Here is a 22,994-nt window from a genome sequence, read left to right as displayed (position 1 = left end):
GCATGTCTCTGCCATTCGCCAAGAAAGGACCGAGCTGTGCCCGATGTGAACTTCGCGCTGGGAACAATGGGATTCGGCACCAAGGTCGACGCTGCAACCTCGTCAGCTCTGCTCGACCGGTTCGCGGACGCCGGCGGGACGATCGTCGACACGGCCAACTGCTACGCCTTCTGGTCCGACCCGAGCGGTCGCGGCGGGCAGAGCGAGGAGGTCATCGGGCGATGGCTGGCCCGCCGCCCCGGCCGACGCGACCAGGTGTACCTCAGCACCAAGGCGGGTGCCCAACCCGTCGGCCCCGGCGACTGGCCTGCCAACCGCGAGGGCCTGTCCGCATCGGGGATCAAGGCCGCTGTCGAGGGCAGCCTGCGCCGGCTGGGCACCGACCGGATCGACCTGTACTGGGCCCATATGGAAGACCGTACGGTCCCTCTGGCGGAGTCCGCAGAGGCATTCGGCTCACTGGTGGCCGAGGGAATCGTGGGGCGGCTGGGGTGCTCCAACCACCCGGTGTGGCGGGTGGAGCGAGCTCGGCAGATCGCCAGTGACAACGGCTGGGCCGGGTACACCGCGCTCCAGTTGCGCCACTCCTACCTTCAGCCCCGCCCCGGCGTGCCGGTGCCCGACCAGTCCCACCGGTTCGGCTGGGTCACCGACGAAGTCATCGACTACGTCGACAGCGAACCGGACCTGTCCCTGTGGGTGTACACCGCCCTGCTGAACGGCTCCTACAGCCGTCCGGACCGCCCCCTTCCCGAGGCCTACGACCACCCCGGCACCTCCCGGCGGCTGGCGGCCCTGGACAAGGTGGCCGGGGAACTCGGGGTGAGCCGGAACCAGGTTGTTCTGGCCTGGCTGATCGACGGAAAGCCGGCCGTCACTCCGATCGTCGGCGTCAGCGACCCGGAGCAGCTCGACGAGGCACTCGCCGGGGCCCGCCTGCGACTGCCCGCCGAACACCGCCGCCTCCTCGACGAGACCGTCTGACGGCCGGACGCAGAATCCGGACGCAAAATCCGGACGCAAAATTCGGAAGGACGGAAAGAACAGACATGACCAAGACGTATCGCGCGGTTCAGTACGTGGAGTACGGCGGCCCCGAGGTGCTGGATGTCGTCGAACTGGCGGCTCCTCACCCGGGCCCGGGTGAGGTACTGGTCAGGGTCCGCGCCGCAGGTGTGAACCCGATCGACTGGAAGCTGCGCACCGGTGTCCTGGCGGCGATGATGCCGGTGGAGTTCCCCGCGGTACCTGGCGGCGACGTCGCCGGCGTGGTGGAGGCGATCGGTGACGGCGTGAGCGGCCTGGCCGTCGGTGACGAGGTGTTCGGGTCGATCGGCTCCGGCGGTTATGCCGAGCTGGCGTTGGCACCGGCGGGGCAGTTCGCGCGCAAACCGGAGGCGGTGTCCTGGGAAGTCGCGGCCGCGCTGCCGGTGGCCGCCAACACGGCCTATCAGGCGCTCGCTGACGTGGGCTTGACCTCTGGGGAGACTCTGGTCGTCGACGGCGCCGCAGGCGGGGTCGGTACGGTTGCCGTGCAGCTCGCCAGGCACCTCGGCGCCACCGTGATCGGCACCGCCGGCGAACACAACCATGAGTACCTGCGTTCACTCGGGGCCGAACCGGTGACCTACGGCGACGGACTGGCCGACCGAATCCGCGCGATCGCGCCCAAGGGCGTGGACGCGGCGCTGGACCTGGCGGGCAAGGGCTCGCTGCCGGCGCTGATCGATGTGGCGGGCGGGCCCGAGCGGGTGGCGACCATCGCCGCCTTCAACGCGGCCGAACTCGGTGTGCGGTTCGTGTCTGCCGACGCCGGTGAGCTTCCCGAGCGGCTCGCCAGAGCCGCGGCGCTCGCTGCGAGCGGCGAGCTGATCTTGCCGGTGGCCGGAACGTACTCGCTGGCCGAGGCCGGCGAAGCACACCGCGAAAGCGAGGGCGGCCACGTCCGCGGCAAGTTGATCATCCTCCCAGGCTGAGGCCGCCCGATTCAGCCTGACCTCCCGGCCGGCCCCCAGCGCCCCCACAGCCGCCGTATCGTGAAAAGCCGACGTCGGCACGGATGATCGGCACGGACGAGGGGGATGAGGGGGCGGGATGGAGCCGCAGATCGCAGATCTCGCGCGGACGGCCGGGTCCACCGTGGTGGCTCTGATGGCCACCGACGCGTGGCAGCGCGCGCGGGAGCGGATCGTCGCGTTATGGCGCAGGGCCCAGCCGGACCGCGCCGACGGAATCGACGGCGAACTCGAAACCACGCACGACGACCTCCTGGCCGCGCGTGACGCGGAGGACGACTCGGAGGGCGAGCAGACCCAGCGCGAGCTGAGCGAGGAGTGGGCGGGCCGTATGCGGCGGTTCCTCGCCGCGCATCCGGAGGTCGTCGACGAGTTGCGCCGGATCCTGGACGAGTTGAGCCCGGCCCTGCCGGGCAACGATCAGGCGATGAACACCACCATTCGTATGCGAGCCGAGGCGTTCGGCAGCGGCCGGGTCTATCAGGCGGGCCGCGACCAGCACATCACCGAGCGGTGAGCGGCCCGCCTCCTCCGTACGCGGAAGGCCAAGCCTCAGGACAGGGCCGGGTCTTCCAGTCGGCCGGCGACCAGCACATCACCGAACACCATCACCACTACGCGCCGGACCCCGGCGCGTCCCTGTTCGCCGGGACGGCCGCCCCGCCGGCTCCCCTTCCAGGCCCGGGATTCGGCCCGGACTCCGTACGCATCCCTCTGGTCGGCCGCGCCCCGGCCGTCCTGCGGGACCGCGCGGACCTCATGCGGCGATTACGGGCGGCAGTAGACAGCGGCGGCGGACAGATCCACGTGCTGCACGGCATGGGCGGCTGCGGCAAAACGGCAGTGGCGCATGCCCTGTTCACCGAGACCGTGACCGAGGCCGTATCCGAGGCCGTATCCGAGGCCGTATCCGAGGCCGTATCCGAGGCCGAGGCCGTAACCAAGGCCAAGACCAAGACCAAGACCGAGGCCGTGCACGGACGGGCCCGGGTCGGGTTGTGGGTCACCGCCTCGGAGCGGCTGTCTTTGCGGGCAGGCATGCTGGCCGTCGCCGCCGACCGAGGCGCGGGCCCCGGCGAACTGGCCGCCGCACACAGCGGACAGCGGGCCGCCGCCGACCTCGTATGGCACCACCTCGACCACTCCGCGGAGCCCTGGCTCCTGGTGATCGACAACGCCGACGACCCGGCGATCCTGGAGGAAGGCGGCTGGCTGCGCCCCAGCCCACGCGGCACGGTGCTGGTCACGACCCGATACGCCACCTCGCGCGCCTGGCGGGGCGCGGTCCTGCACCCCGTCGGGGTGCTGCCCACCGAAGACGCGGCCCAGGTCCTGTGCGACCTCGCGCCCCACGCGGGCACTCCGGCGGCGGCCCAACAGGTCGCCATCCGCCTCGGCTGCCTCCCGCTCGCCCTGACCCTCGCGGGGTCCTACCTGCACCACCAGCTACTGGAGTCCTGGTCCATGGACGAGTACCGAAACCGCCTCGAAGACGACCCGACCGGCCTCATCGACCAGGGAGCGGCCTTGGATTCCGGCCGCCCCGAGTCCAGACACCTGGTCAGCCGCACCTGGCATCTGTCGCTCGATGCCCTCGCCGACCAGGGCCTCCCCGAAGCGACGACGCTGCTGCGGCTGCTGTCCTGCTGGGGCCCGGACCCGCTGCCACTCGCGGTGCTGTCCCCGGCGTCCCTGGGCGCGACGGGCCTGCTGGACGCCGCGCGCGTCGAACCGGCGCTGCGCGGACTGCTCGACCACTCCCTGGCCGCAATCGTCTCCGTGCCGGGCGGCGCGGACGGGGAACGACCGGTGCGCTGCGTCCAGGTGCACGGCGTGCTGCTCAACAGCGTCGCCTCGGGCATCCCCGCCGAGCAGCGCCCGGCCCTCACCGAGGCGGCGGTCGCCCTGCTGGAGGCAGCGCTTCCGGCCGAGGACGCCACCGGCTCCGGGGGCGGGGGCGGATTCGTTGCGCTGCTCGTGCCGCACGCGGTGGCGCTGCTGCGAGAGGTGGGCGTCAGGACGGCGGAACGGGTGGTGGACCTGGCCGTACGCCTCATTGCATGCGTTCATGAGACCGGCGACTACACCGCCGCCCTGGCCCTGGCCCAGGAGTCCGCCGGGACAGCGGAACGGGTGCTCGCCCCTGAGCACCATCTGACGCTGAGCGCGCTGCAACGCGCGGGGCGCTCGCTGTTCCGGCTCGGTCGCATTGCGGAGTCGGAGGAGGTACACAGCCGGGTGCTGCGAGTCCGTGAACGCCTCTTGGGCCCTGATCACCCCGACACCCTTGAGTCCTGTCACGGACTCCAGCAACCGCTCTTCAGGTTGGGGCGGCGAGCGGAAGCGCTGTCTTTCCTGCGTCGTGCGGCGGTTGGGCTGCGGAGCGCTTTGGGCGTGGAGCATCCCGGAGCGCTGCGCAGCCGGGCGATGCTGATCGAGGGCCTTGCTGTATGCAAGGAGGAGGCAGAATTCGACCGGACGTCCCGGCAGACCGTCGAAGACTGTGCGCAGTTCCTGGGCTGCGACCACCCCACGACGCTGGCGGCCCGACACACGTACGCGTTCGGAGTGTCCCTCTTCGGCAGAGCGGAAGAGGCCGAACCACTCGCTCGACGAGCACTGGCCGATCGGGAACGCATCCAAGGGCCTACCCACCCCAAAACGCTCGCCGTCACGGCCTTGCTGGGCGCTGTCACCGCGTCGCTTGGCCGTTGGGACGAGGCCATCCGGCTGACTCGACGCTGCATCGAAGCACGAGAGCGGGCACTCGGGCCTGAGCACCCCTTCCTTGTGGAGAACTACTCGGAACTGGCTGACTACCTCGCGCGCGCGGGCCATACGGACGAGGCCGGGAGACTGGCCCACGAAGCCTTCCCGCTGTGTGAGCGGATTCTCGGCCCTGACCACGTCGCCACACTTCGAGTCCGTCAAGTGCTGACCTGTGAGAACCAGTCCGAGGGCTAACGCATCCTGCCCAACCGGACTCGCTCAGCCTTCAACAGTCTCTGGTAGTCCGCGAGCACACGCAGCATCGCGAAGCCGGTCCCCAAGGGGACCGTCCCGACGACCAACAGGGGCCGTTGCGGGTCATGAAGATCCGCACGCATGCCGGGCAGCCGGACGTCGAGCGCGGCGAACTCGTCCCGAACGAATTCGGCGACCCGCTCACCGGGGTGTGCGGTGTGTCCCGCCCGGGCGCTCACGCCTTGTCTCCAGGCGGGAGACTGAGCTCGAACCACACGGCCTTGCCCGTGCCGTCGAGTTGTTCGTCGACCGTCAGCCCGCACACATCCGAAAGCGCGGTGACCAGGAACAGACCGCGTCCATGCGTGTCGTCGTTCCCCGCGCGACGGGGCGACGGCAACGCGGGGCTGTCGTCATGGACCGCGACCCGCACGCGGGTGCACTCGATGGTGGCGGCGACCCGCACATCTCCTTTGCCGTGCTGATGCACATTGGTCACCAGCTCTGATGTGCACAACGCCGCCGCATCGGCGAGTTGGCCCAGCCCGGAGGCCACGAGCAGGTTGCGTACGAAGTCTCGGCACAGTCTGGGCGCGATCATGACGTTGGGGGCGGACAAGGTGTAGTGGTGCGGATGTTTCTCGGTTCCGCCAGTGGAACTCCCGGGGCTGGCCGCACCCGGCTCTACATGTACTCCCATGAGACGCCTCCGTGGCGTTCCGTAGGTGAGGGATTGGCAGAACCTGTCGTCAGCTACGTTGGATTTGGCCGAACTCGAATCCCGGGCCAGCAGCATCCATTCGTATGAGTCACTGTTCATCCCGGGCATCCTCCAACTGGAGGACTACACACGCGCCATCTTCCGAGCGAACGACACTGTCACCACCCCAGCGGGCATCGACGCAGCAGTCAACTTCAGGTTGAGACGCCAAAAGATCCTCACGAGCGATGATCCGCCGGAGGTCCACGCCGTGATTCACGAGGCTGCGCTACACATGCGATTCGGCGGTGCAGCAGTAGCTCGCAAGCAGCTCCTGCGCCTCGTAGAGCTGGCTGAACTACCGCACGTGCGGATCCAGGTCCTACCCTTCACAGCCGAGGGGGTGTCCGCCGTGAACACCCCGTTCTGTCTCCTCACCTCACACGGCGGAGCGCTTGAGACCGTGCAGATGGATCATGCGGACCAGTCCATGTTTCTGCACACCTCAGAATCAATCTCCCAGTACCAGAAGCAGTTCGAGCAGCTACGCTCGATCGCTCTTCCTCCGGTGGACGCCAAGGTCACGTCCCTCAATCACGAGGGGCGGGATTCACTGGGGCTGATCCAATACGTCCTCTACAGTCACTACTAGGAATCGCGATCATGCCCATCCTCAACTGGCGTAAGTCCTCCTTCAGCACCTCCGGGGCCAACTGTGTGGAACTCGCCGCCGTCAACGACGGCATACGCATGCGGGAGAGCGACGAGCCCGGCACGGTGATCCGTACGACCCCCGCCACCCTGCGATCCTTCATACGGGCCGTGAAGACCGGCCAGCTCGACCACACCGTCTAACCCGACCGGCCACAGCACGCCCTCCTCCGGCCTGACCCGCCCCCGGCGAGGTGGAGGCTCTCCACTTTGCTGGGCGCCGCCTTAGCGCCCTGGGTCGGCATTCGGCTGGGGCGGGTGCGGGTTTCGTCTCGCGCCTTCAGGCGCAAAGGGGCGGGCTACCGGGAGGAAGGAGGCCGGGCCCGAGCCGTGGCCGTCCGGCGGCCCGGTGGGTGGGGCGGAGATCCGGCTGCTGTGGACGAAGCGGATGTCCGGCGCCGGTAGGGCATGCCTGTGGCCCCCCTCCCGGTGGTCCCGGTGTCCCCGCTGGGCGGGAGGGGATGGTGGTCGGCTGTCCTGCGGACTGGGCCGCTACTCGAGGTAGTTGTGGGGTGGGTTGGTGTAGGTGTGGCCGGTGGGCGCGGTCCAGGTGGTGACCCCGGTGTCGGCATCCCGGGTGACCCGCCACCCGGGGTGATGGGTCTTCATCAGGTGGTGCCGCCGGCACAGCGGGCCCAGGTTCTCAGGGACGGTCTGTCCCCCGGCCTCTGGAGCGTCATGGTCGAACGGCTGGATGTGGTCGAGGTCGCAGCGGTGGGCAGGCATCTGGCAGGTGGGGAAGGTGCACCGGCCGTCCCGGGCGACCACATGCCGCTCCGTCTCCGCCGTCGGCTTGTACGTCGTCGGATCCGTCTTGACCAGCATCCCGGTCTTCGGCTCGATGATCAGACGCCGCCAGACCGTCCCCTCCGCGAACGCGATCTCCCGCGCCTGCCCCGCGGTGATCGGACCGTACCCCTTCAACTGCGCGGGCTCCTCACTCTCCCCGATCAGCACATCCAACGGGACCGTGACCTGCACCACGGCCGCCGACCGCCCACCAGCCTCCTGCTCACCGCTGGTGCCGCTGGTGACGGTGCGGTTGACGACCAGGTCGAACAGGGCATCCACCCGCTTCTGCTCCAGCGTCCGCCCCTCATCCGGCAGCGTGGCAGCATGCGCGTCCACAGCCTGGTTCATACGGGCGGCCTGCCCGGCCGGCAGGATCGCACCCCACATGGCCATGCCGTCATCCTGCGGATAGTGGACCAACTGCCGCTCCCGCTTCCGCTTCCGGTGCCGCTCCTCCGCCCCATGCGGATCCGCCCGCACAATCTCCCGGGCCAGCGCCCGCCGGGTCTGCCCGGTCGCAAGCCCCGGCATCTTCCCGGCCACAGCGGCTTCGACCTGCGCGGCAAGCAGCGGGTCCAAAACGCCACAGGCCTCGGTAACAGCGACAGCCTGCATGTAAGAGATCTCCCCACGCTCCAGCAGCCCGAGCGTGGTCGGGTAGCGGCTGTCCAGCTCACGGGCCACCCGAAGCCGCTTAGCCGCCGTCGTCCCCGACAACTTCAGCGCACAGGCCACTTCCTCACACGCAAAGTTCCACTCCCCCTCAATACTCTCGCTCCACTTCCCCTCCGGCAGCGCCGCCTGCGCGTCGGCATCCAACGCCGCCAGGATGTACACCTGCTGCGCCTGGATCCACGCCGCATGCCGCTCCAGAGCCCTGAGTGCGTCGATACGGCCCGCGTGGGAGAGCTTCTCCGGGTCCAGGAGCGGCAACACGATTGCGGTCTGTGGCCCCGGGGCCATACCGGCCAGGTAAGCAGCCCATTCATCCGGCGTCCCCGGAACCAACACCGACGCCGGAGTTGGAGACGGACGGGAGGTCTCCGTAGCAGTGGTCGTAGCGTTGTCCCCCATGGCGATCACCCCCCAGTGATGCGCTCAACACCCGCCTCCCCAGGCGGGCTCACCCCTCCATCCTCCCTCACTCTCCGTAATCCAACCAGGCCACAGCCCCAACTACACCCCTTCGAGTGACTGTCCGGAACCCGGAACTCCACCCACACTCCTCCCGAACCGAATGCCGTCCAACGACGTGTAGACGGCGCACAGCGCAGCGGAGCGCACCCGGTACCCCTACCGGGCACGCCCCGCCCCACGCGCCGCCTGCCGCGAAACGCCCTCACCACGCCACGAGAGGCAGAGGGAGAGGCAAGGGAGAGGCACAGCCAGAGAGGAGGGAGGACCGCGCCGCCCTACTGGGGCTTGAAGGACCGGATCTGGTAGCTGCCCTGCAGGTTGCCGCCCGCGCCGGCGGACGTGGACCCTACGCGGGAGTGGTAATTGGTCTGGGTGTAGTACTGCTTCCGCTGCCCCGTTCCGTTCCACACAGAGCGGACGTTCTGGCCGTTGCGGATGAAGGAACAGTCGTCGGCAGTGTTGGCCTTGCTGGGCTGCGACCACTGACATCGGGTGCCGCCGCCGTCCCAGTCGCTGTAAATGCAGAAGTACCCGGCGGAGCAGTTGTAGGCCGCCGGGCGGGTCGGGGCCGTGGGGGCCGCGGTCGCGGTGGATACGGTCCCGAGGGCCGCGACCAGGGCGGCCGAGGCGATGGCGAACGAGCGGACGCTGAGCATGAAGGGGCTCCTTCTTTCGCGGGTGCTCCGCGCCCACCGGGCGCACCGAGCACCCGGCGCGGAGCACATGACACTCACCGCAGTGTGCTCGCGGGGCCCAGGTGCTTTGCCGGAGTCATGGTGGAGTTCTGCTGGAGCAGGGCCCAGTGCGGCCCGGCGGAGCCCAGCGCGGCCCGGCGGAGCCCAGTGCGTGGTTCAGCGGGCCACGTCCATGCGCTGGGTGCCGATGACCGATAGCAGCCGCAGCGCCTCCTCGGAGGGCGAACCGGGGTCGGCGGTGTAGATCACGACCTGCTGGTCCCGGTCGGCGATGGCGAGGACGTCGCAGTTTACGGTGACCGGGCCGACCAGCGGGTGCTGGAAGGTCTTGCACAGTGTGGGCTCGGCGCACACGTCATGGGAGGCCCACAGCCGGGCGAACTCCTCACTCCCGGCGAGGAGTTCATCCACCAGCCCGGTCACCTCGGGGTCGTCGGGGTAGCGGGCGGCGGTGGCGCGCAGCCGCTGGGCCGAGTTGCGGGCGAACGCGTCCGCGTCGGACACCCCGTACAGCCGCCGCCCCTCCCGGTGCGGCCCGAGGAAGACACGGCGCACGAAGTTGCGGTCGCGCCGGGGCAGGGCGGAGAAGTCCTCCATGAGGGCGGCCGCCAGATCGTTCCAGGCGAGCACCTCGAACGTCGCGGACATCACCGTCGCGGCGGCCTGCGGCAGCCGGTGCAGCAGGTCGAGGATGCTCTGCCGCACCTCGCGCGAGGGCCCGGGCGGCGGGCCCGGCGGCGCGCCGGCGAGGTGGTGGAGGTGGTCGCGCTCGGCGTCCGTAAAGCGCAGGGCGCGGGCGAGTCCGGCCAGCACTTCGCGGGACGGTCGCGGGGCGCGGGCCTGCTCCAGCCGGGTGTAGTACTCAGTGGAGATGAACGCCAGCTGCGCCACCTCCTCGCGGCGCAGCCCCGGGGTACGGCGCCGCGGCCCGGCGGGCAGCCCCACGTCGGCGGGGGTTATCCGCTCGCGCCTGCTGCGCAGGAAGTCCGCCAGTTCTCGCCTGTCCACGCCCCCAGTGTGCGCGGGTGCCGCGGCCCTGAGCCAGGTACCGCCGGTGCCTGGATAGGCGATGCGACCGGACGCAGGCTCACCGCCATGGACAACACACCTACCACCGACCCGTCCGCCCCCGCCGCCCTGGGCCTGCTGGCTGGCAAGGTCGCCTTCATCACCGGTGCCGGGCGCGGTATCGGCGCGGCCGCGGCGCGGCTGTTCGCCCGGGAGGGCGCCCAGGTGCTGCTCGCGGCCCGTACGGAAGCGCAGCTGAAGGCCGTGGCCGAGGAGGTCCGGGCGGCGGGCGGCACCGCGGACTACGTGGTGTGCGATCTGGCCGACGCGGCAAGCGTGCGCGCCGCCGTGGACCGCGCCGTGGACCTGTACGGCCGGCTCGACGTCGCCTTCAACAATGGCGGGACGTTCGTGCCGCCGGGCCCGATGGACCAGGTCAGCGAGGCCGACTTCGACTACGTCTACGCCGTGAACCTCAAGGGCCCGTGGCTGGCCATGGCCGCCGAGGTCGCCGCCATCCGGGCCACTGCGGGGACCGGCGCCATCGTCAACAACTCCAGCATCGGCAGTCTGAGGGGCAACCCCGAGCTGCCCACCTACGGCGCGATGAAGCGGGGGCTCAACAGCCTCACCGAGTCGGCCGCCGTCACGTACGGCCCGGAAGGCATCCGCGTCAACGCGATCGCCCCCGGCGGTACGGCGACGCAGATGATCCGCACTTGGGAAGCGGATTCGCCCGGTCTCGTCGAGCGCATCACCGCGCGGACCCCGCTGCGCCGCCAGGCCGACCCGGCCGAAGTCGCCGAGGCCGCTGCCTGGCTGCTCAGCGACCGCGCCTCGTATGTGACCGGTGTGGTCCTGCCGGTCGACGGCGGTGCGCGGGCCTAAGGCCCAAGGCTTCCGGACATTTTCAGGCAGATTTTGGCACGGTGAGGGGCACCGGCCCATTAATCGAACATGTGGCCGATGCTTCATTGGGGGTCCAGTCTTGTCGCCCGCCCACCTCTCCCAGGACGCCGCCGCTTTCTACGTCGGACAGAGCGCTTTCTCCGATCCCGGCGGCCACGCGCCGCGCTATGCCGATCTACCAGATGATCCGGCTGAACTCGCCCGTGTGGCACGCGACCTGGTGGTCCACCGTTTGGAAGGCGAGCAATTCCGCTGTGCCATTCCAAAAGATCGCCTGCACAACGACGCCGAGACGCGCTACGTCGATGAAATCTGCCGCGTCATCGTCGAGCGGAACGACGCCCCGCTGACGCGGCGACGCGAGGCCGACGACCGTTTCGTCGGCGTCTGCCGCGACTTCGCGCTGCTGTACTGCTCGTTCCTGCGCCACGCGGGCGTGCCGGCCCGGCCGCGGTGCGGCTTCGCCGACTATTTCGGCGCGGACGGCTTCCACGGCGACCACGTGGTGACCGAGTACTGGGACGACGAGCGGGGCTGGCTGCTCGCCGATCCGCAGCTGGCCGACCCGATGGTCGTCGACGCGTGGAAAGTGGACTTCGACCCGATGGACGTGCCGCACGACCGTTTCCTGGTCGCGGGCAAGGCGTGGCGGGCCATCCGGGCGGGCGAGGCGGACCCGGAGACCTTCGGGCTCCACCCGCCGGAGGAGGGGCCGCTTTGCGGGGAGTGGTTCGTCGCGCACTACGTCCGGCTCGACCTCGCCGCGCTGACCAAGGTGGAGACGCTGCTGCGGGACATCTGGGGAACGGGAACGGGAACGGGCGACTATATGGAGATGACGGACGCGCTCCGTGAACTGCACGACCGGGCCGCGCTGGTGACGGGCGACGACGTGCCCTTCAGCGCCGCGCGGAAGCTGTTCGCGGAGGAAGAGGGGCTGCGGACGCCGAAGACGCTGCTGTCGTTGGCGCCGTTCAACGGTCCGCGTGACGTCACGCTCCGCTGATACCGCCGCCGTGCCCGGTCACCCCGGTCTTCCGCCGCGAGCGAAGGCCCCTGGCGCACCGAAGATCCGCAGATCCAAACTGGCCGGATGCGCCGTCTCGTCGTCATCGATGCCCCGTCCAACCTCGGCCTCAGACCGCCCGCCGAAGGCACCGTGCCCGGGTGCTACAAGCTGGCGGGCGCGCTGCGTGAGCAGCGGCTGCTGCAGCGGCTCGGGGCCCACGAGGGCGGGGTGGTCGTACCGCCCCGCTACGACCGGGGCGGCTGGCGGGAGGGCGACGGCGTGTTCAACGCCGCGGCCATCGCCGCGTACACCCGCAAGCTCGCCGACCGCATCGAGCATCATGTCCGGGCCGGGGACTTCCCCGTGGTTCTGGGTGGGGACTGTTCCATCCAGCTCGGCGCCTCGCTCGCGCTCCGCCGCATCGGGCGGTACGGGCTCGCCGCCATCGACGCCTCCGCGGACTTCCGACACCCCGGGAACTCCGAGCGCGTCGGCGCCGCGGGCGGCGAGGAGCTGGCGCTCGGGACGGGGCGCGGGCAGGAGGACCTGACGGACCTCGAAGGGCTGCGGCCGTACCTCAAGGACGAGGACATACGGATCCTCGGCATCCGGGACTACGACGAGGACCGCGCCGAACTCTCCGAGTTGAAGATCGCGAACGCGTCGGTCGGAGAGATCAGGGAGCGGGGCCCGGAGGATCTGGCGCGCGAGGTTCTGCGATCCCTTGAAGCGCCCGTGACCGACGGGTTCTGGGTGCATCTGGACGCGGATGTGCTGGACCCCTCCGTCATGCCCGCGGTCGACAGCCCGGACCCCGACGGGCTGCTGCCCGATGAACTCGCCTCCATCCTCGGGACCTTGGTGCGGTCGGAGCGCTGCGTCGGCTTCAACCTCACCATCTACGACCCCGATCTCGACCCCGACGGCTCCTGCGCCGCGCTCCTGGCAGACCTCCTTCAGCGCGCCTTCGCGCCATCCTGACCGGACGCGCCCCCGGAACGGGCGCCTCCCGAGGTTCGGCGTGCGGTGGTGGGGTACGTACCGGGATCTACGACGTGCCGATTGAGCCGCTGGAACCAGCGGTCGGGGGAAAAAATGGATCCCGCTGTCATAGCCGCCCGCTTTGCTTTAGGAGCCGCCGACTCGGACGCCGCCCTATCCGACGCCGCTCTATCCGACGCCGCCGCTTCGGTCGCCATCGCCTCGATCGTGGAACAGCTGTTCGTGCGGGAGGGGCCGGGCGCGGGGCCGGTGGACCGGCCGGTCAGAATCAGTGGGCTGGTGTCGTTCCAGGGGGACGCGCGGACGCTGACCGAGCGGGATCTGACCGGGTTGGCGGCCCGGCTGGTGCGCGAGGCGCTGGGGGCGGTGGCGCCGGGTGAGGCGAAGCTGGCCGCCGCCCAGGAGCGGGCCGTGGTCGACGCGCTCGCGCGCACCCTGCATGCGCTGGGGACGGTGGACCTGAACGACGTCCAGGCGGTCCGGCTGGGGCCCGAGCGGTTCGCCAGGCATCTGGCGGTGGCCGCGCCGGACGCCGCCCGCGATCTGTCCGCGGGTGCCGCCCGGCTGCACGGCGCGCTGCTGGAGCTGGCGTGCCTGCACATGCTGCGGTTCCTCACCCGGCGGTCCGAGTTCGTCGCCCGGGCGCTGGCCGAATCGGGCGACCGGCGGGAGGCCGGGGCAAGCGACCGGCGGGAGGCCGGGGCAGGCGACCGGCAGGAGGCCGAGTCGGGCGGTCAACCGAGCGAGCCGGCCGAGAACGCCACATCCCCGAACGACGCCGCACCCCCCTCCGACGCCGCCTTCGAGGAGCAGTACGCGCGCGACATCGTCACCGGCCACGACCACCTCACCATCTACGGCATCGACCTGGCGCACTCACCGGACAGCTGGCCGCTGGAGAGCGCGTATCTGAGCCTGGAGGCCGAGACCGACGCGGGCCCCTCCGCCACCGCGGACCAGGCGCTGTCGGGGCGCGAGCGGGTGCTGCTGCGGGGCGTGGCGGGCTCCGGCAAGACGACGCTGGTGCAGTGGCTCGCGGTGTCCGTGGCGCGCGGGGAGCTGCCGCCGGAGCTGGAGGGGCTGCGCGGCCGGGTGCCGTTCGTACTACAGGTGCGCCGCTTCGGCCGGGACGGCTTCCCCACGCCCGGGGGCTTCCTGGCCTCCGTACGCCATCCGCGGGCGGGCGGGCAGCCGGCCGGGTGGGCCGAGCGGGTGCTGTCGGGCGGGCGCGGGCTGCTGCTCGTCGACGGGGTCGACGAGGTGCCCGAGGAAGACCGTGAGCGGCTGAGGCACGCGCTGCGCCGGTCGCTCGCCCGCTATCCGGGAAATGTCTGGCTGGTCACCTCGCGCCCGTCCGCCGTACGGGAGAACTGGCTGGCCTCGGAGGGATTCACCGAGCTGAAACTCGCGCCGCTGAGCCGTGAGGGCGTGGCCGCATTCATCCAACGCTGGCACGCCGCGGCGCGGGAGGACGCGGCGGCCGATCTGGATCGGCTGGACGCGTACGAGGAAACGCTGCTGGACGCGGTCCGGATTAACCGGGAGCTGGGGCGGCTGGCCACGAATCCGCTGATGTGCGGGCTGATCTGCGCACTCCACCGGGACCGCCGCGGCTATCTTCCGCGCGGCCGCAAAGCGCTCTACGACGCGGCCCTTTCCATGCTCCTGGAACGCCGTGACCGCGAGCGCTCCATGCCGCCGCTGGACGGAATCGATCTCACCCAGGAACCGAAGATCCAGCTGCTGCAGAAGCTCGCGCGCTGGATGCTCGTCAACGGCAGGGCGGAAATGGACCGGGCGACCGCCGTCTCCACCCTCGCCCAGCACCTTCCGGCGATTCCGTACGCGGCACGGCAGGGCGGCCCGGAGGAGATCTACCGCCATCTGCTCAACCGCACCGGACTATTGCGCGAGCCCGCGCCGGGCGCGGTCGATTTCGTGCACCGGACCTTCCAGGACTATCTGAGCGCGAGAGCGGTCGTCGAACGGCATGATTTCGACTTCCTGATCGAACACGCCCACCAGGAAGACTGGGAAGAGGTGATCAGAATGTCGGTGGCGCTGGCCCGGCCCGATGAATGCGCGTACATCCTGGACGGGCTGCTCGCCGCCCGGAAAGGCGCGCGCCCGGTACAGGCGCGCCATCGGAAACTGCTTGCGGCGGCCTGCCTGGAACAGGCTACCGAGCTGGATCCGGAGGTACGTGACCGGGTGCACCGCTATACCCGGGATCTGGTACGGCCGACCACCCTGGAAGGAGCCCGGGCGCTCGGCTGGATCGGCCCCATCGTGCTGGAAATGCTGCCCGATCCGACGGTTGTCCCGGACGAGGAAGCGCACCGGCTGGCCGTCACCGCGACCTCGATAGCCGACGACCGGGCCATCGACTATCTCGTCCGGCTGCGGGACCGCACTTCCTGGGCCGTACGCTCCGAGCTCGCCGGGGCCTGGCGGCGTTATGACACCGATCGCTACGCCGATGAAATCATCGCCCATCTCGATGAGCGGGAACTCGACTTTCCGGTATCGAACCTGGAGGAGCTGCACGCCCTGCGCCGCCTCGGCGGGCGCCCCTGCGTACAGATAGCCGGGGCCTTCACCCCGCGTCGGCTGGTCGAGGACCTGGTCGCCGACCGGCTGACCGAGCTGTGGCTCGCCTATGACCTGGGGACGCATCTGGACCTGGGGTGGCTGGGAGCCTTCCCCCGGCTGCACACGCTGCGGGTGAGCTCCCGCAACGCCGGGGTGACCGGGGTCCCCGAGGGCGTACAGGTCATCGTGACGGGGCCCTGAGGGGTGTCCGCCCCGGGGAAAGTCCCGAGGGCAGTCCCCGAGGCCGCCCCGGGCGCGCCAGGGCCGCAGGAGGGCGTTCAGGGGCTTTCACGAGAGCCCAGGAGGGCGCGGCGTGGGGCCCTTGGGGCAGGTGGGGCCCCTGGGGCAGGTGGGGCCCCTGGGGCAGGTGGGGCCCCTGGGGCAGGAAAGAGAGAAAACGCAAGGAAGAGAGAAAAGAAGGCTGCCCCGGACCGTTCACACGGTCCGGGGCAGCCCCTGGGCGCTTCGCGTGACTCCCGGGCGGGAGGTCACGCCTCCTTGCTGAGGTTCGGGCCCGCGCCGCCCGCCGCGGACTCGATCGGCGGGGTGTCCGGCAGGGCCGACTTCTCCTCGCCGCGGAAGGTGAACTTCTTCTCCTCACCCTCACCCTCGGTGTCCACGACCACGATGTGACCGGGGCGCAGCTCGCCGAAGAGGATCTTCTCCGACAGCACGTCCTCGATCTCGCGCTGGATGGTCCGGCGCAGCGGCCGGGCGCCCAGCACGGGATCGTAGCCCCGCTTGGCGAGCAGCTTCTTGGAGTCACCGCTGAGCTCGATGCCCATGTCGCGGTCCTTGAGCCGCTCGTCCACCTTGGCGAGCATGAGGTCGACGATCTGGATGATGTCTTCCTCGCTGAGCTGGTGGAAGACGACCGTGTCATCGACGCGGTTGAGGAACTCGGGCCGGAAGTGCTGCTTGAGCTCCTCGTTGACCTTCGCCTTCATCCGCTCGTAGCCGGTCTTCACATCGCCCTGGGCGGCGAAGCCCAGGTTGAAGCCCTTGGAGATGTCCCGGGTGCCGAGGTTGGTGGTCATGATGATGACCGTGTTCTTGAAGTCCACGACCCGGCCCTGGGAGTCGGTCAGCCGACCGTCCTCCAGGATCTGCAGCAGCGAGTTGAAGATGTCCGGGTGGGCCTTCTCGACCTCGTCGAAGAGGACCACGGAGAACGGCTTGCGGCGCACCTTCTCGGTGAGCTGGCCGCCCTCCTCGTAGCCCACGTATCCGGGCGGGGAGCCGAAGAGCCGCGAGACGGTGTGCTTCTCGCTGAACTCCGACATGTCGAGCGAGATCATCGCGTCCTCGTCGCCGAACAGGAATTCGGCGAGGGTCTTGCTGAGCTCGGTCTTACCGACACCGGACGGGCCCGCGAAGATGAACGATCCGCCGGGGCGCTTGGGGTCCTTCAGACCCGCACGCGTGCGCCGGATGGCCTGGGAGAGCGCCTTGATGGCGTCCTTCTGGCCGATGACGCGCTTGTGCAGCTCGTCCTCCATGCGCAGCAGGCGGGAGGACTCCTCCTCGGTGAGCTTGAAGACCGGGATGCCCGTGGCCGTGGCCAGGACCTCGGCGATCAGCTCCTCGTCCACCTCGGCGACGACGTCCATGTCGCCGGCCTTCCACTCCTTCTCGCGCTTCGCCTTGGCGGCCAGGAGCTGCTTCTCCTTGTCGCGCAGGCCCGCGGCCATCTCGAAGTCCTGCGAGTCGATCGCGGACTCCTTCTCCCGGCGCACATCGGCGATCTTCTCGTCGAATTCGCGCAGGTCCGGCGGTGCGGTCATCCGGCGAATACGCATCCGGGAGCCGGCCTCGTCGATCAGGTCGATCGCCTTGTCCGGCAGGAAGCGGTCCGAGATGTAGCGGTCGGCCAGGGTGGCGGCCGCGACCAGGGCGGAGTCCGTGATGGAGACGCGGTGGTGCGCCTCGTAGCGGTCCCGCAGGCCCTTGAGGATCTCGATGGTGTGCGGCAGCGACGGCTCGGCGACCTGGATGGGCTGGAAGCGGCGCTCCAGGGCCGCGTCCTTCTCCAGGTACTTGCGGTACTCGTCGAGCGTGGTCGCGCCGATGGTCTGAAGCTCGCCGCGGGCCAGCATGGGCTTGAGGATGCTCGCGGCGTCGATCGCGCCCTCGGCGGCGCCCGCACCCACCAGGGTGTGGAGCTCGTCGATGAACAGGATGATGTCGCCGCGGGTGCGGATCTCCTTGAGCACCTTCTTCAGGCGCTCCTCGAAGTCACCGCGGTAGCGGGAGCCCGCGACCAGGGCGCCCAGGTCGAGGGTGTAGAGGTGCTTGTCCTTGAGGGTCTCGGGCACCTCGCCCTTGACGATGGCCTGGGCCAGGCCCTCGACGACCGCCGTCTTGCCGACGCCGGGCTCGCCGATGAGGACCGGGTTGTTCTTGGTGCGGCGCGAGAGCACCTGCATGACCCGCTCGATCTCCTTCTCGCGCCCGATGACCGGGTCGAGCTTGGATTCGCGGGCGGCCTGGGTGAGGTTGCGGCCGAACTGGTCCAGGACGAGCGAGGTGGAGGGGGTGCCCTCCGCCGGGCCGCCGGCCGTGGCGGCTTCCTTGCCCTGGTAGCCGGAGAGCAGCTGGATGACCTGCTGCCGGACCCGGTTCAGATCGGCGCCCAGCTTCACCAGGACCTGGGCTGCGACGCCCTCGCCCTCGCGGATCAGGCCGAGCAGGATGTGCTCCGTGCCGATGTAGTTGTGGCCGAGCTGAAGGGCCTCGCGGAGCGACAGCTCCAGGACCTTCTTGGCACGGGGGGTGAAGGGGATGTGCCCGGACGGGGCCTGCTGGCCCTGGCCGATGATCTCCTCCACCTGCTGGCGGACCGCCTCGAGCGAAATCCCGAGGCTCTCCAGGGCCTTAGCGGCGACACCCTCACCCTCGTGGATCAGGCCCAGGAGGATGTGCTCGGTGCCGATGTAGTTGTGGTTGAGCATCCGGGCTTCTTCCTGAGCCAGGACGACAACCCGCCGCGCGCGGTCGGTGAACCTCTCGAACATCGTTAATCGCTCCTCAGAGCGGTCAGGCAGTAAGGGGGCGCTCCCCTCTCTGTCCTTCCGCAGCTTAGTCCCGCAAGCGGGGACCGCTCATTCCAACTGCCGACACCCATCCGGATCACCCCCCGCTCTCGCGAGGAAGGCAGCCCGCTGGCTTCCTTTCCCCGAACAGCCGACAACAGCTCCAACCCGATGGTGCGAGACGATGTTCCCGCAGGCCAGGCATCTACGCCCGCCGCCACTACGCCCGTGGCGAACGCGACCGCCTCCCGACCCGTGGACCGCCCCTCCCACTAGGCATGTCTTACCCGCATGGGCTGACACTCCATGCGGCACGAGCCGGTTCCCTCCGCTACGGGCGAACAACCTTGCGCCCGTTCGTCACCCCTGTCAGCCCTCTGGCGGGCACGGAACGCGTACGCGTCACGACATTGCGCAACCTGGGGCGCGGTAACTCGGCGTGACTTCACGTAACTTTCGAAGAGGGACGCAGTTGCTCCGGGCATGGCCCTCACAACCCCGGACATCCCGGCTGCGGACCTCTCGGCAGCGGACAGCCTGGCCGCGGACAGCCTGGCCGCGGGCATTCCGACCGCGGGCATTCCAGCTGCGGGCATTCCGGCCGAAGGCTTCCCCGCTGCGGGGATCCCGACTGCAGGCATTCCTGCTGCGGACATCTCGACCGCGGGCATTCCGGCTGCGGGCATTCCGGCTGCGGGCATTCCGGCTGCGGGCATTTCGGCTGCGGACAGCCTGGCCGTGCCCGCCTTGCCCGCCGCGCCCGCCGTCCGGGGCGCGTGGGCTCAGTGGTACGAGGACGAGCTGGGGTGGCTGACGACCGGCAGCGATCCCGTCGAACTGCTCACGGGGGTGCGCTTCGACGTACTGGAGCTGCCGGCCGACGCCGGTTTCGCCTTGCTGCGGCGCGTACCGCGGACCGGTCCGGTCGCGGTGGAGGGCCCCAGAATGCGGCTATTGGTAGCCGCGGGCAGCGCCGACGAGCTGCCGGGGCTGCTCGACTGGCTGGAATGGGGCGATGTCCCCCTCGATCTGGCCGCGATCGGTGCGGGCGGCCGGATCACTGCGCCATGCCCCTCCTCCCGGCCGTCTCGGACGGCACTCGGAGAACCGAGCCCGCAGGAGGCCGCCGTATGGCTGCGACCTCCCGAGCCGGGGGGCGGGGTGGAGCCGACGCTGCCGGTGGCAGGGTTCGGGGGCGATGGGGACGCCCCCGATCTCGTACGGCTCGTGGGCGCGGCGGCTACGGAGTGCCACCGTGCCCGGTTGTTGCGCGCTCGGCTCTTGCCGGGACAGCGGGGAGCCCGGCGAGCCGGAGAAGCCGGAGAAGGTGACGCGCTCAGGCGTTGGCCTTCTCGTATGCCTCACGCACAGTCGCCGGAACACGCCCGCGGTCGTTGACCTCGTAGCCGTTCTCCTTGGCCCAGGCGCGAATCTTCGCGGTGTCCTGGCTGCCGCCGGTCGTCGCGCGCGCCGCCTTGCCGCGCGTGGCGGCCGCCCGGCCACCGGTGCGACGGCCGCCCTTGGTGTAGGGCTCCAGGGCATCACGGAGCTTGTCCGCGTTGTCCGTGGTGAGGTCGATCTCGTAGCTCTTGCCGTCCAGCGCGAACGTCACAGTCTCGTCCGCCTCGCCGCCGTTGAGGTCGTCGACAAGAAGGACCTGAACCTTCTGTGCCATGGGGTTCCTTTCCGAGAAACCGGGGAGCTCGGGCCGCAGCGTTAGGCGCTGATGTCCCCACCCCCCAGGTAATTACACTACGGGAGAATAGGAAACCGCTTTTCCCGGAAAAACACAAACCCCCGGGAAGGTTCGGTCGATGGACCGCAGGGGAACCCTCTGTTCCGGAGCTATGTGATAGGGGAGCGATTCGGACATAGGGACCGTGATCACAGTTGCAGAAGCATCCGGCTGTTGCCAAGGGTGTTCGGCTTCACCCGTTCGAGACCCAGGAACTCCGCGACGCCCTCGTCATAGGAACGCAGCAGCTCGCTGTAGACATCACCGTCGACCGGCGTCTCGCCGATCTCCACGAAGCCGTGCTTGGTGAAGAAGTCGACTTCGAAGGTGAGGCAGAAAATGCGCCGTACGCCGAGCCAGCGCGCCGTTTGCAACAGCTTGTCGAGCACCAGGTGGCCTACACCACTGCCCTTCACGGCGGCATCCACCGCGAGAGTGCGAACCTCCGCGAGGTCTTCCCACATGACATGCAGCGCCCCGCAGCCAATGACCTCCGCGTCCCCGTCCCGCTCCGCCACCCAGAACTCCTGGATGTCCTCGTAAAGCGTCACCGTCGCTTTGTCGAGGAGGATGCGATCGGCCACGTAGCGATCGATGAGGCGGCGCACGGCCGGCACATCGGAGGTCCGGGCGCGGCGGACGGTGACTGCTTTAGATTGAGCCAAGGACATGCTTGGACGCTATCGCCGGTGTCATCGTCCCGACTCACCGGGGCTCTCACCGGGCTCTTCGAGTTGTACGACGCGCATCGCATCTCGCAGCGCATCTCGCTGCGCTTCGGACATCATCCCGAAGAACGCGACGAGCGCGGCGGCCGGGTTGTCACTCGCGGACCATGCCTCGTTCATCAGTGCGGCCGAGTAGGCGGCGCGGGTGGAGACCGCGGCATATCGATAGGCGCGCCCTTCCACCTCACGGCGCAGCCAGCCCTTCTGATGGAGGTTGTCCATTACGGTCATGACCGTCGTGTAGGCGATCGAGCGTTCCTGTTGAAGGTCTTCCAGGACTTCCCGGACCGTGACCGGGCGGTTCCACTTCCACACCCGCGTCATGACCGCGTCTTCGAGATCTCCCAATGGCCGAGGCACACGAGAATAATAGTGGTAGATGTCTCGAATGTCGGGTTCATGCGCGCAAAAAAGGGCGCACATCCCGAGATGATGTCATCCCGGGACGCACGACCCCATAAGCTCCGGAGGCTTCGGGCAGGTCAGGAAGCGCTGGGCCGTGCCTGCCGCTCGGCCTCGGCGCGGGCGAGCGCCGCGTCGACCGCGGCGTCCTCTTTGGCCTTGTTGGCACCGCCCTGGCTCTTCACGATCGTCACAATCAGCGCGGTGAAGGCCACGGCCATCACCACGGGCGGGACCAGCGCGGAGATGTAATCCATGGCTGTCGCTCCTTCTGGCTCGATCGAGCTGACTCGAGCTGGCTCGAGGCCTCCAGATTACGGGGTGCGCCGGCCCCGGCTCAGGCCGGGACCCGCCCGAGCCGGGAGTCGCCTTCCGGCGGCTGGGCCGGGCGGCGGCGCTTGGGCGGGAAGACTTCCGCGGGGGTGGGCACCGGACGGCCCGGGCGCGGCGCCCTGCGGCCCGGCTCACCCCGTCCTGGTTCGCCGCGCCCCGGCTCACCGCGCGTCGGCTCAGCGCGCTTGGGTTCGGCTTTCTTGGGTTCGGCTTTCTTGGGCTCGTTCTGCTTGGGTTCGCTCTGCTTGGGCTCACCCTTCTTGGGCTCGTCCTGCTTCGGTTCCTCGCGCTTGGGCTCGGCTTGCGCCGGCTCGCCGCCCTTTTGGGGCTCATTCTGTTTCGATTCCCCCTGCGCCGGCTCGCCGCCCTTGGGCTCCTCGCGGCCGCCGCGGTCGGGGGCGGACGGCTTCCCGCGCGGCTCCCGGCCGGGTTCGCCGCCCTTCTGCACCACCCGGGCGCCGCCCGCGGGGGCCCCGCCGGGCAGCACCCTCAGCCGGACCGCCGGGGATCGGCCGTCGTGGGGCCGCAGGGCCCCCGCCGCGCGCTCCGCGAGCCGGGCCCGTACGCCCCGCTCGGCGAGCCGCTCACAATGGCGCAGCAGGGTGCGGCGGCGCTCGGCCTCGCCGGTCCCGGCGGCGGACCGGCACAGCTGGCGCAGCGCGGCCAGGTCCTCCGGAAGCGGCTCGTAGCCGGCCGCCAGGACGCCTTCGAGCTGATCGAGGTAGCCGACGGCAGCGCCGGGGAGGGCGGCGCGGTAGCGGGCGAGTTCGTCGAGCAGGAAGGCTCTCAGCCGCCCGCCCTCGCGGACCGCTTCGTCCACGGCCTCGGCGAGGCGGAGACAGTCCTGGACCTCCTCCGTCCGGTCCGGGCCCCCGTGGCCGGGGGAGAGTGTGACGGGATGGGGCTGTAGGGCGATGGCGAGGGCGCGTCGGAGCACACGCAGCTCATCCGCACTGAACGCCATTCCGCCGCGAGATCCATATGGCGTGGGCATGGGCCGACTTTAAGTGCTAAGCGGACAAAATTCGCTGAGCGCGGGGCGGTGCGGCGCGTTGCGGAAAAGTGCGGCACGTTACGGAAAGGCATGGAACGCGTGCGTGATGGCGCCGCGAGGCGCCGGAAGGCACTGCGGGCACAGCCGCCGCAAATAAACGGCTGACACGGCAGGCAGGGCCGGACGGCCAGTCGGACAGCGGCCACGGACGGTACGGCAGATGTAGACGGCGCAGC

The 22,994-nt window shown here is 69.9% G+C and carries 21 protein-coding genes; 11 read left to right on the top strand and 10 right to left on the bottom strand.

From position 1 onward, the window contains the following. Positions 1–36 precede the first annotated feature (36 nt). From ACWY4P_RS28475 to ACWY4P_RS28460, 4 genes are all read left to right on the top strand, one after another. Positions 37–984, top strand: coding sequence for an aldo/keto reductase (locus ACWY4P_RS28475; RefSeq protein ID WP_456203184.1), 948 nt, complete (start codon positions 37–39; stop codon positions 982–984). A 65-nt stretch (positions 985–1,049) separates the two neighbouring features. Then, positions 1,050–1,976, top strand: coding sequence for an NADP-dependent oxidoreductase (locus tag ACWY4P_RS28470; RefSeq protein WP_456203183.1), 927 nt, complete (start codon positions 1,050–1,052; stop codon positions 1,974–1,976). Between the two features lie 118 nt (positions 1,977–2,094). Beyond that, on the top strand, positions 2,095–2,532 hold the full coding sequence (locus ACWY4P_RS28465; protein WP_456203182.1) for a hypothetical protein: 438 nt from the start codon (positions 2,095–2,097) through the stop codon (positions 2,530–2,532). Beyond that, positions 2,529–4,979, top strand: a complete 2,451-nt coding sequence (locus ACWY4P_RS28460; protein ID WP_456203181.1) for a tetratricopeptide repeat protein — start codon at positions 2,529–2,531, stop codon at positions 4,977–4,979. The genes ACWY4P_RS28465 and ACWY4P_RS28460 overlap by 4 nt, the downstream gene beginning before the upstream one ends. Before the next feature lie 235 nt (positions 4,980–5,214). Here the strand turns inward: ACWY4P_RS28460 and ACWY4P_RS28455 are convergent, their stop codons facing one another. Next, a complete protein-coding gene (locus ACWY4P_RS28455; protein ID WP_456203180.1) occupies positions 5,215–5,679 on the bottom strand; it encodes an ATP-binding protein in 465 nt (154 codons plus the stop codon). A gap of 64 nt (positions 5,680–5,743) precedes the next feature. Here ACWY4P_RS28455 and ACWY4P_RS28450 point away from each other — a divergent pair, with 64 nt between their 5' ends. Together ACWY4P_RS28450 and ACWY4P_RS28445 are read left to right on the top strand one after the other, a co-directional pair. Then, the gene (locus ACWY4P_RS28450) at positions 5,744–6,331 is read left to right on the top strand and encodes a DUF5753 domain-containing protein (RefSeq protein ID WP_456203179.1); all 588 of its coding nucleotides are present in this window, start codon (positions 5,744–5,746) and stop codon (positions 6,329–6,331) included. A gap of 11 nt (positions 6,332–6,342) precedes the next feature. Beyond that, entirely contained in the window at positions 6,343–6,534 is a 192-nt protein-coding gene (locus tag ACWY4P_RS28445) for a DUF397 domain-containing protein (RefSeq protein WP_456203178.1), read from the top strand. Between the two features lie 348 nt (positions 6,535–6,882). Here the strand turns inward: ACWY4P_RS28445 and ACWY4P_RS28440 are convergent, their stop codons facing one another. From ACWY4P_RS28440 to ACWY4P_RS28430, 3 genes are all read right to left on the bottom strand, one after another. Then, positions 6,883–8,118: a DUF222 domain-containing protein gene (locus ACWY4P_RS28440; protein WP_456203177.1), complete on the bottom strand. Its 1,236-nt coding sequence runs from the start codon at positions 8,116–8,118 to the stop codon at positions 6,883–6,885. A 476-nt stretch (positions 8,119–8,594) separates the two neighbouring features. Further along, positions 8,595–8,975, bottom strand: coding sequence for a peptidase inhibitor family I36 protein (locus ACWY4P_RS28435; RefSeq protein ID WP_456203176.1), 381 nt, complete (start codon positions 8,973–8,975; stop codon positions 8,595–8,597). Between the two features lie 195 nt (positions 8,976–9,170). Further along, positions 9,171–10,022: a helix-turn-helix transcriptional regulator gene (locus ACWY4P_RS28430; RefSeq protein ID WP_456203175.1), complete on the bottom strand. Its 852-nt coding sequence runs from the start codon at positions 10,020–10,022 to the stop codon at positions 9,171–9,173. An 87-nt stretch (positions 10,023–10,109) separates the two neighbouring features. On the opposite strand from ACWY4P_RS28430, the gene ACWY4P_RS28425 reads away from it, so the two are divergent. From ACWY4P_RS28425 to ACWY4P_RS28410, 4 genes are all read left to right on the top strand, one after another. Then, entirely contained in the window at positions 10,110–10,910 is an 801-nt protein-coding gene (locus tag ACWY4P_RS28425; protein WP_456203174.1) for an SDR family NAD(P)-dependent oxidoreductase, read from the top strand. 100 nt (positions 10,911–11,010) lie between these two features. Then, positions 11,011–11,937 (top strand): transglutaminase-like domain-containing protein, encoded by a 927-nt coding sequence (locus ACWY4P_RS28420; protein WP_456203173.1) that lies wholly within the window; start codon positions 11,011–11,013, stop codon positions 11,935–11,937. 87 nt (positions 11,938–12,024) lie between these two features. Continuing rightward, the gene (locus ACWY4P_RS28415) at positions 12,025–12,921 is read left to right on the top strand and encodes an arginase family protein (RefSeq protein WP_456203172.1); all 897 of its coding nucleotides are present in this window, start codon (positions 12,025–12,027) and stop codon (positions 12,919–12,921) included. A 114-nt stretch (positions 12,922–13,035) separates the two neighbouring features. Further along, a complete protein-coding gene (locus ACWY4P_RS28410) occupies positions 13,036–15,735 on the top strand; it encodes an NACHT domain-containing protein (RefSeq protein WP_456203171.1) in 2,700 nt (899 codons plus the stop codon). Between the two features lie 287 nt (positions 15,736–16,022). Here ACWY4P_RS28410 and ACWY4P_RS28405 read toward each other — a convergent pair whose 3' ends face one another. Then, positions 16,023–18,548, bottom strand: coding sequence for an ATP-dependent Clp protease ATP-binding subunit (locus ACWY4P_RS28405; RefSeq protein ID WP_456203170.1), 2,526 nt, complete (start codon positions 18,546–18,548; stop codon positions 16,023–16,025). Between the two features lie 750 nt (positions 18,549–19,298). On the opposite strand from ACWY4P_RS28405, the gene ACWY4P_RS28400 reads away from it, so the two are divergent. Next, complete coding sequence (locus tag ACWY4P_RS28400; RefSeq protein ID WP_456213081.1) at positions 19,299–19,964, top strand: SCO3374 family protein; 666 nt, start codon at positions 19,299–19,301, stop codon at positions 19,962–19,964. Here ACWY4P_RS28400 and ACWY4P_RS28395 read toward each other — a convergent pair. The 5 genes from ACWY4P_RS28395 to ACWY4P_RS28375 all read right to left on the bottom strand — a co-directional run bounded on the left by ACWY4P_RS28395 (position 19,903) and on the right by ACWY4P_RS28375 (position 22,701). After that, positions 19,903–20,241, bottom strand: coding sequence for a histone-like nucleoid-structuring protein Lsr2 (locus ACWY4P_RS28395; RefSeq protein ID WP_456203169.1), 339 nt, complete (start codon positions 20,239–20,241; stop codon positions 19,903–19,905). The two genes, ACWY4P_RS28400 and ACWY4P_RS28395, sit on opposite strands and share 62 nt — an antisense overlap. 209 nt (positions 20,242–20,450) lie before the next feature. Then, positions 20,451–20,972, bottom strand: coding sequence for an amino-acid N-acetyltransferase (locus ACWY4P_RS28390; RefSeq protein WP_456203168.1), 522 nt, complete (start codon positions 20,970–20,972; stop codon positions 20,451–20,453). Between the two features lie 21 nt (positions 20,973–20,993). Next, the gene (locus ACWY4P_RS28385; protein WP_456213080.1) at positions 20,994–21,389 is read right to left on the bottom strand and encodes a BlaI/MecI/CopY family transcriptional regulator; all 396 of its coding nucleotides are present in this window, start codon (positions 21,387–21,389) and stop codon (positions 20,994–20,996) included. 122 nt (positions 21,390–21,511) lie between these two features. Continuing rightward, entirely contained in the window at positions 21,512–21,688 is a 177-nt protein-coding gene (locus ACWY4P_RS28380; RefSeq protein ID WP_456203167.1) for a hypothetical protein, read from the bottom strand. 80 nt (positions 21,689–21,768) lie between these two features. Further along, complete coding sequence (locus tag ACWY4P_RS28375; protein ID WP_456203166.1) at positions 21,769–22,701, bottom strand: hypothetical protein; 933 nt, start codon at positions 22,699–22,701, stop codon at positions 21,769–21,771. Between the last annotated feature and the right edge of the window lie 293 nt (positions 22,702–22,994).

This window comes from Streptomyces sp. LZ34 (genome assembly GCF_053890475.1).
This window is presented reverse-complemented; position numbering and strand designations above follow the sequence as displayed.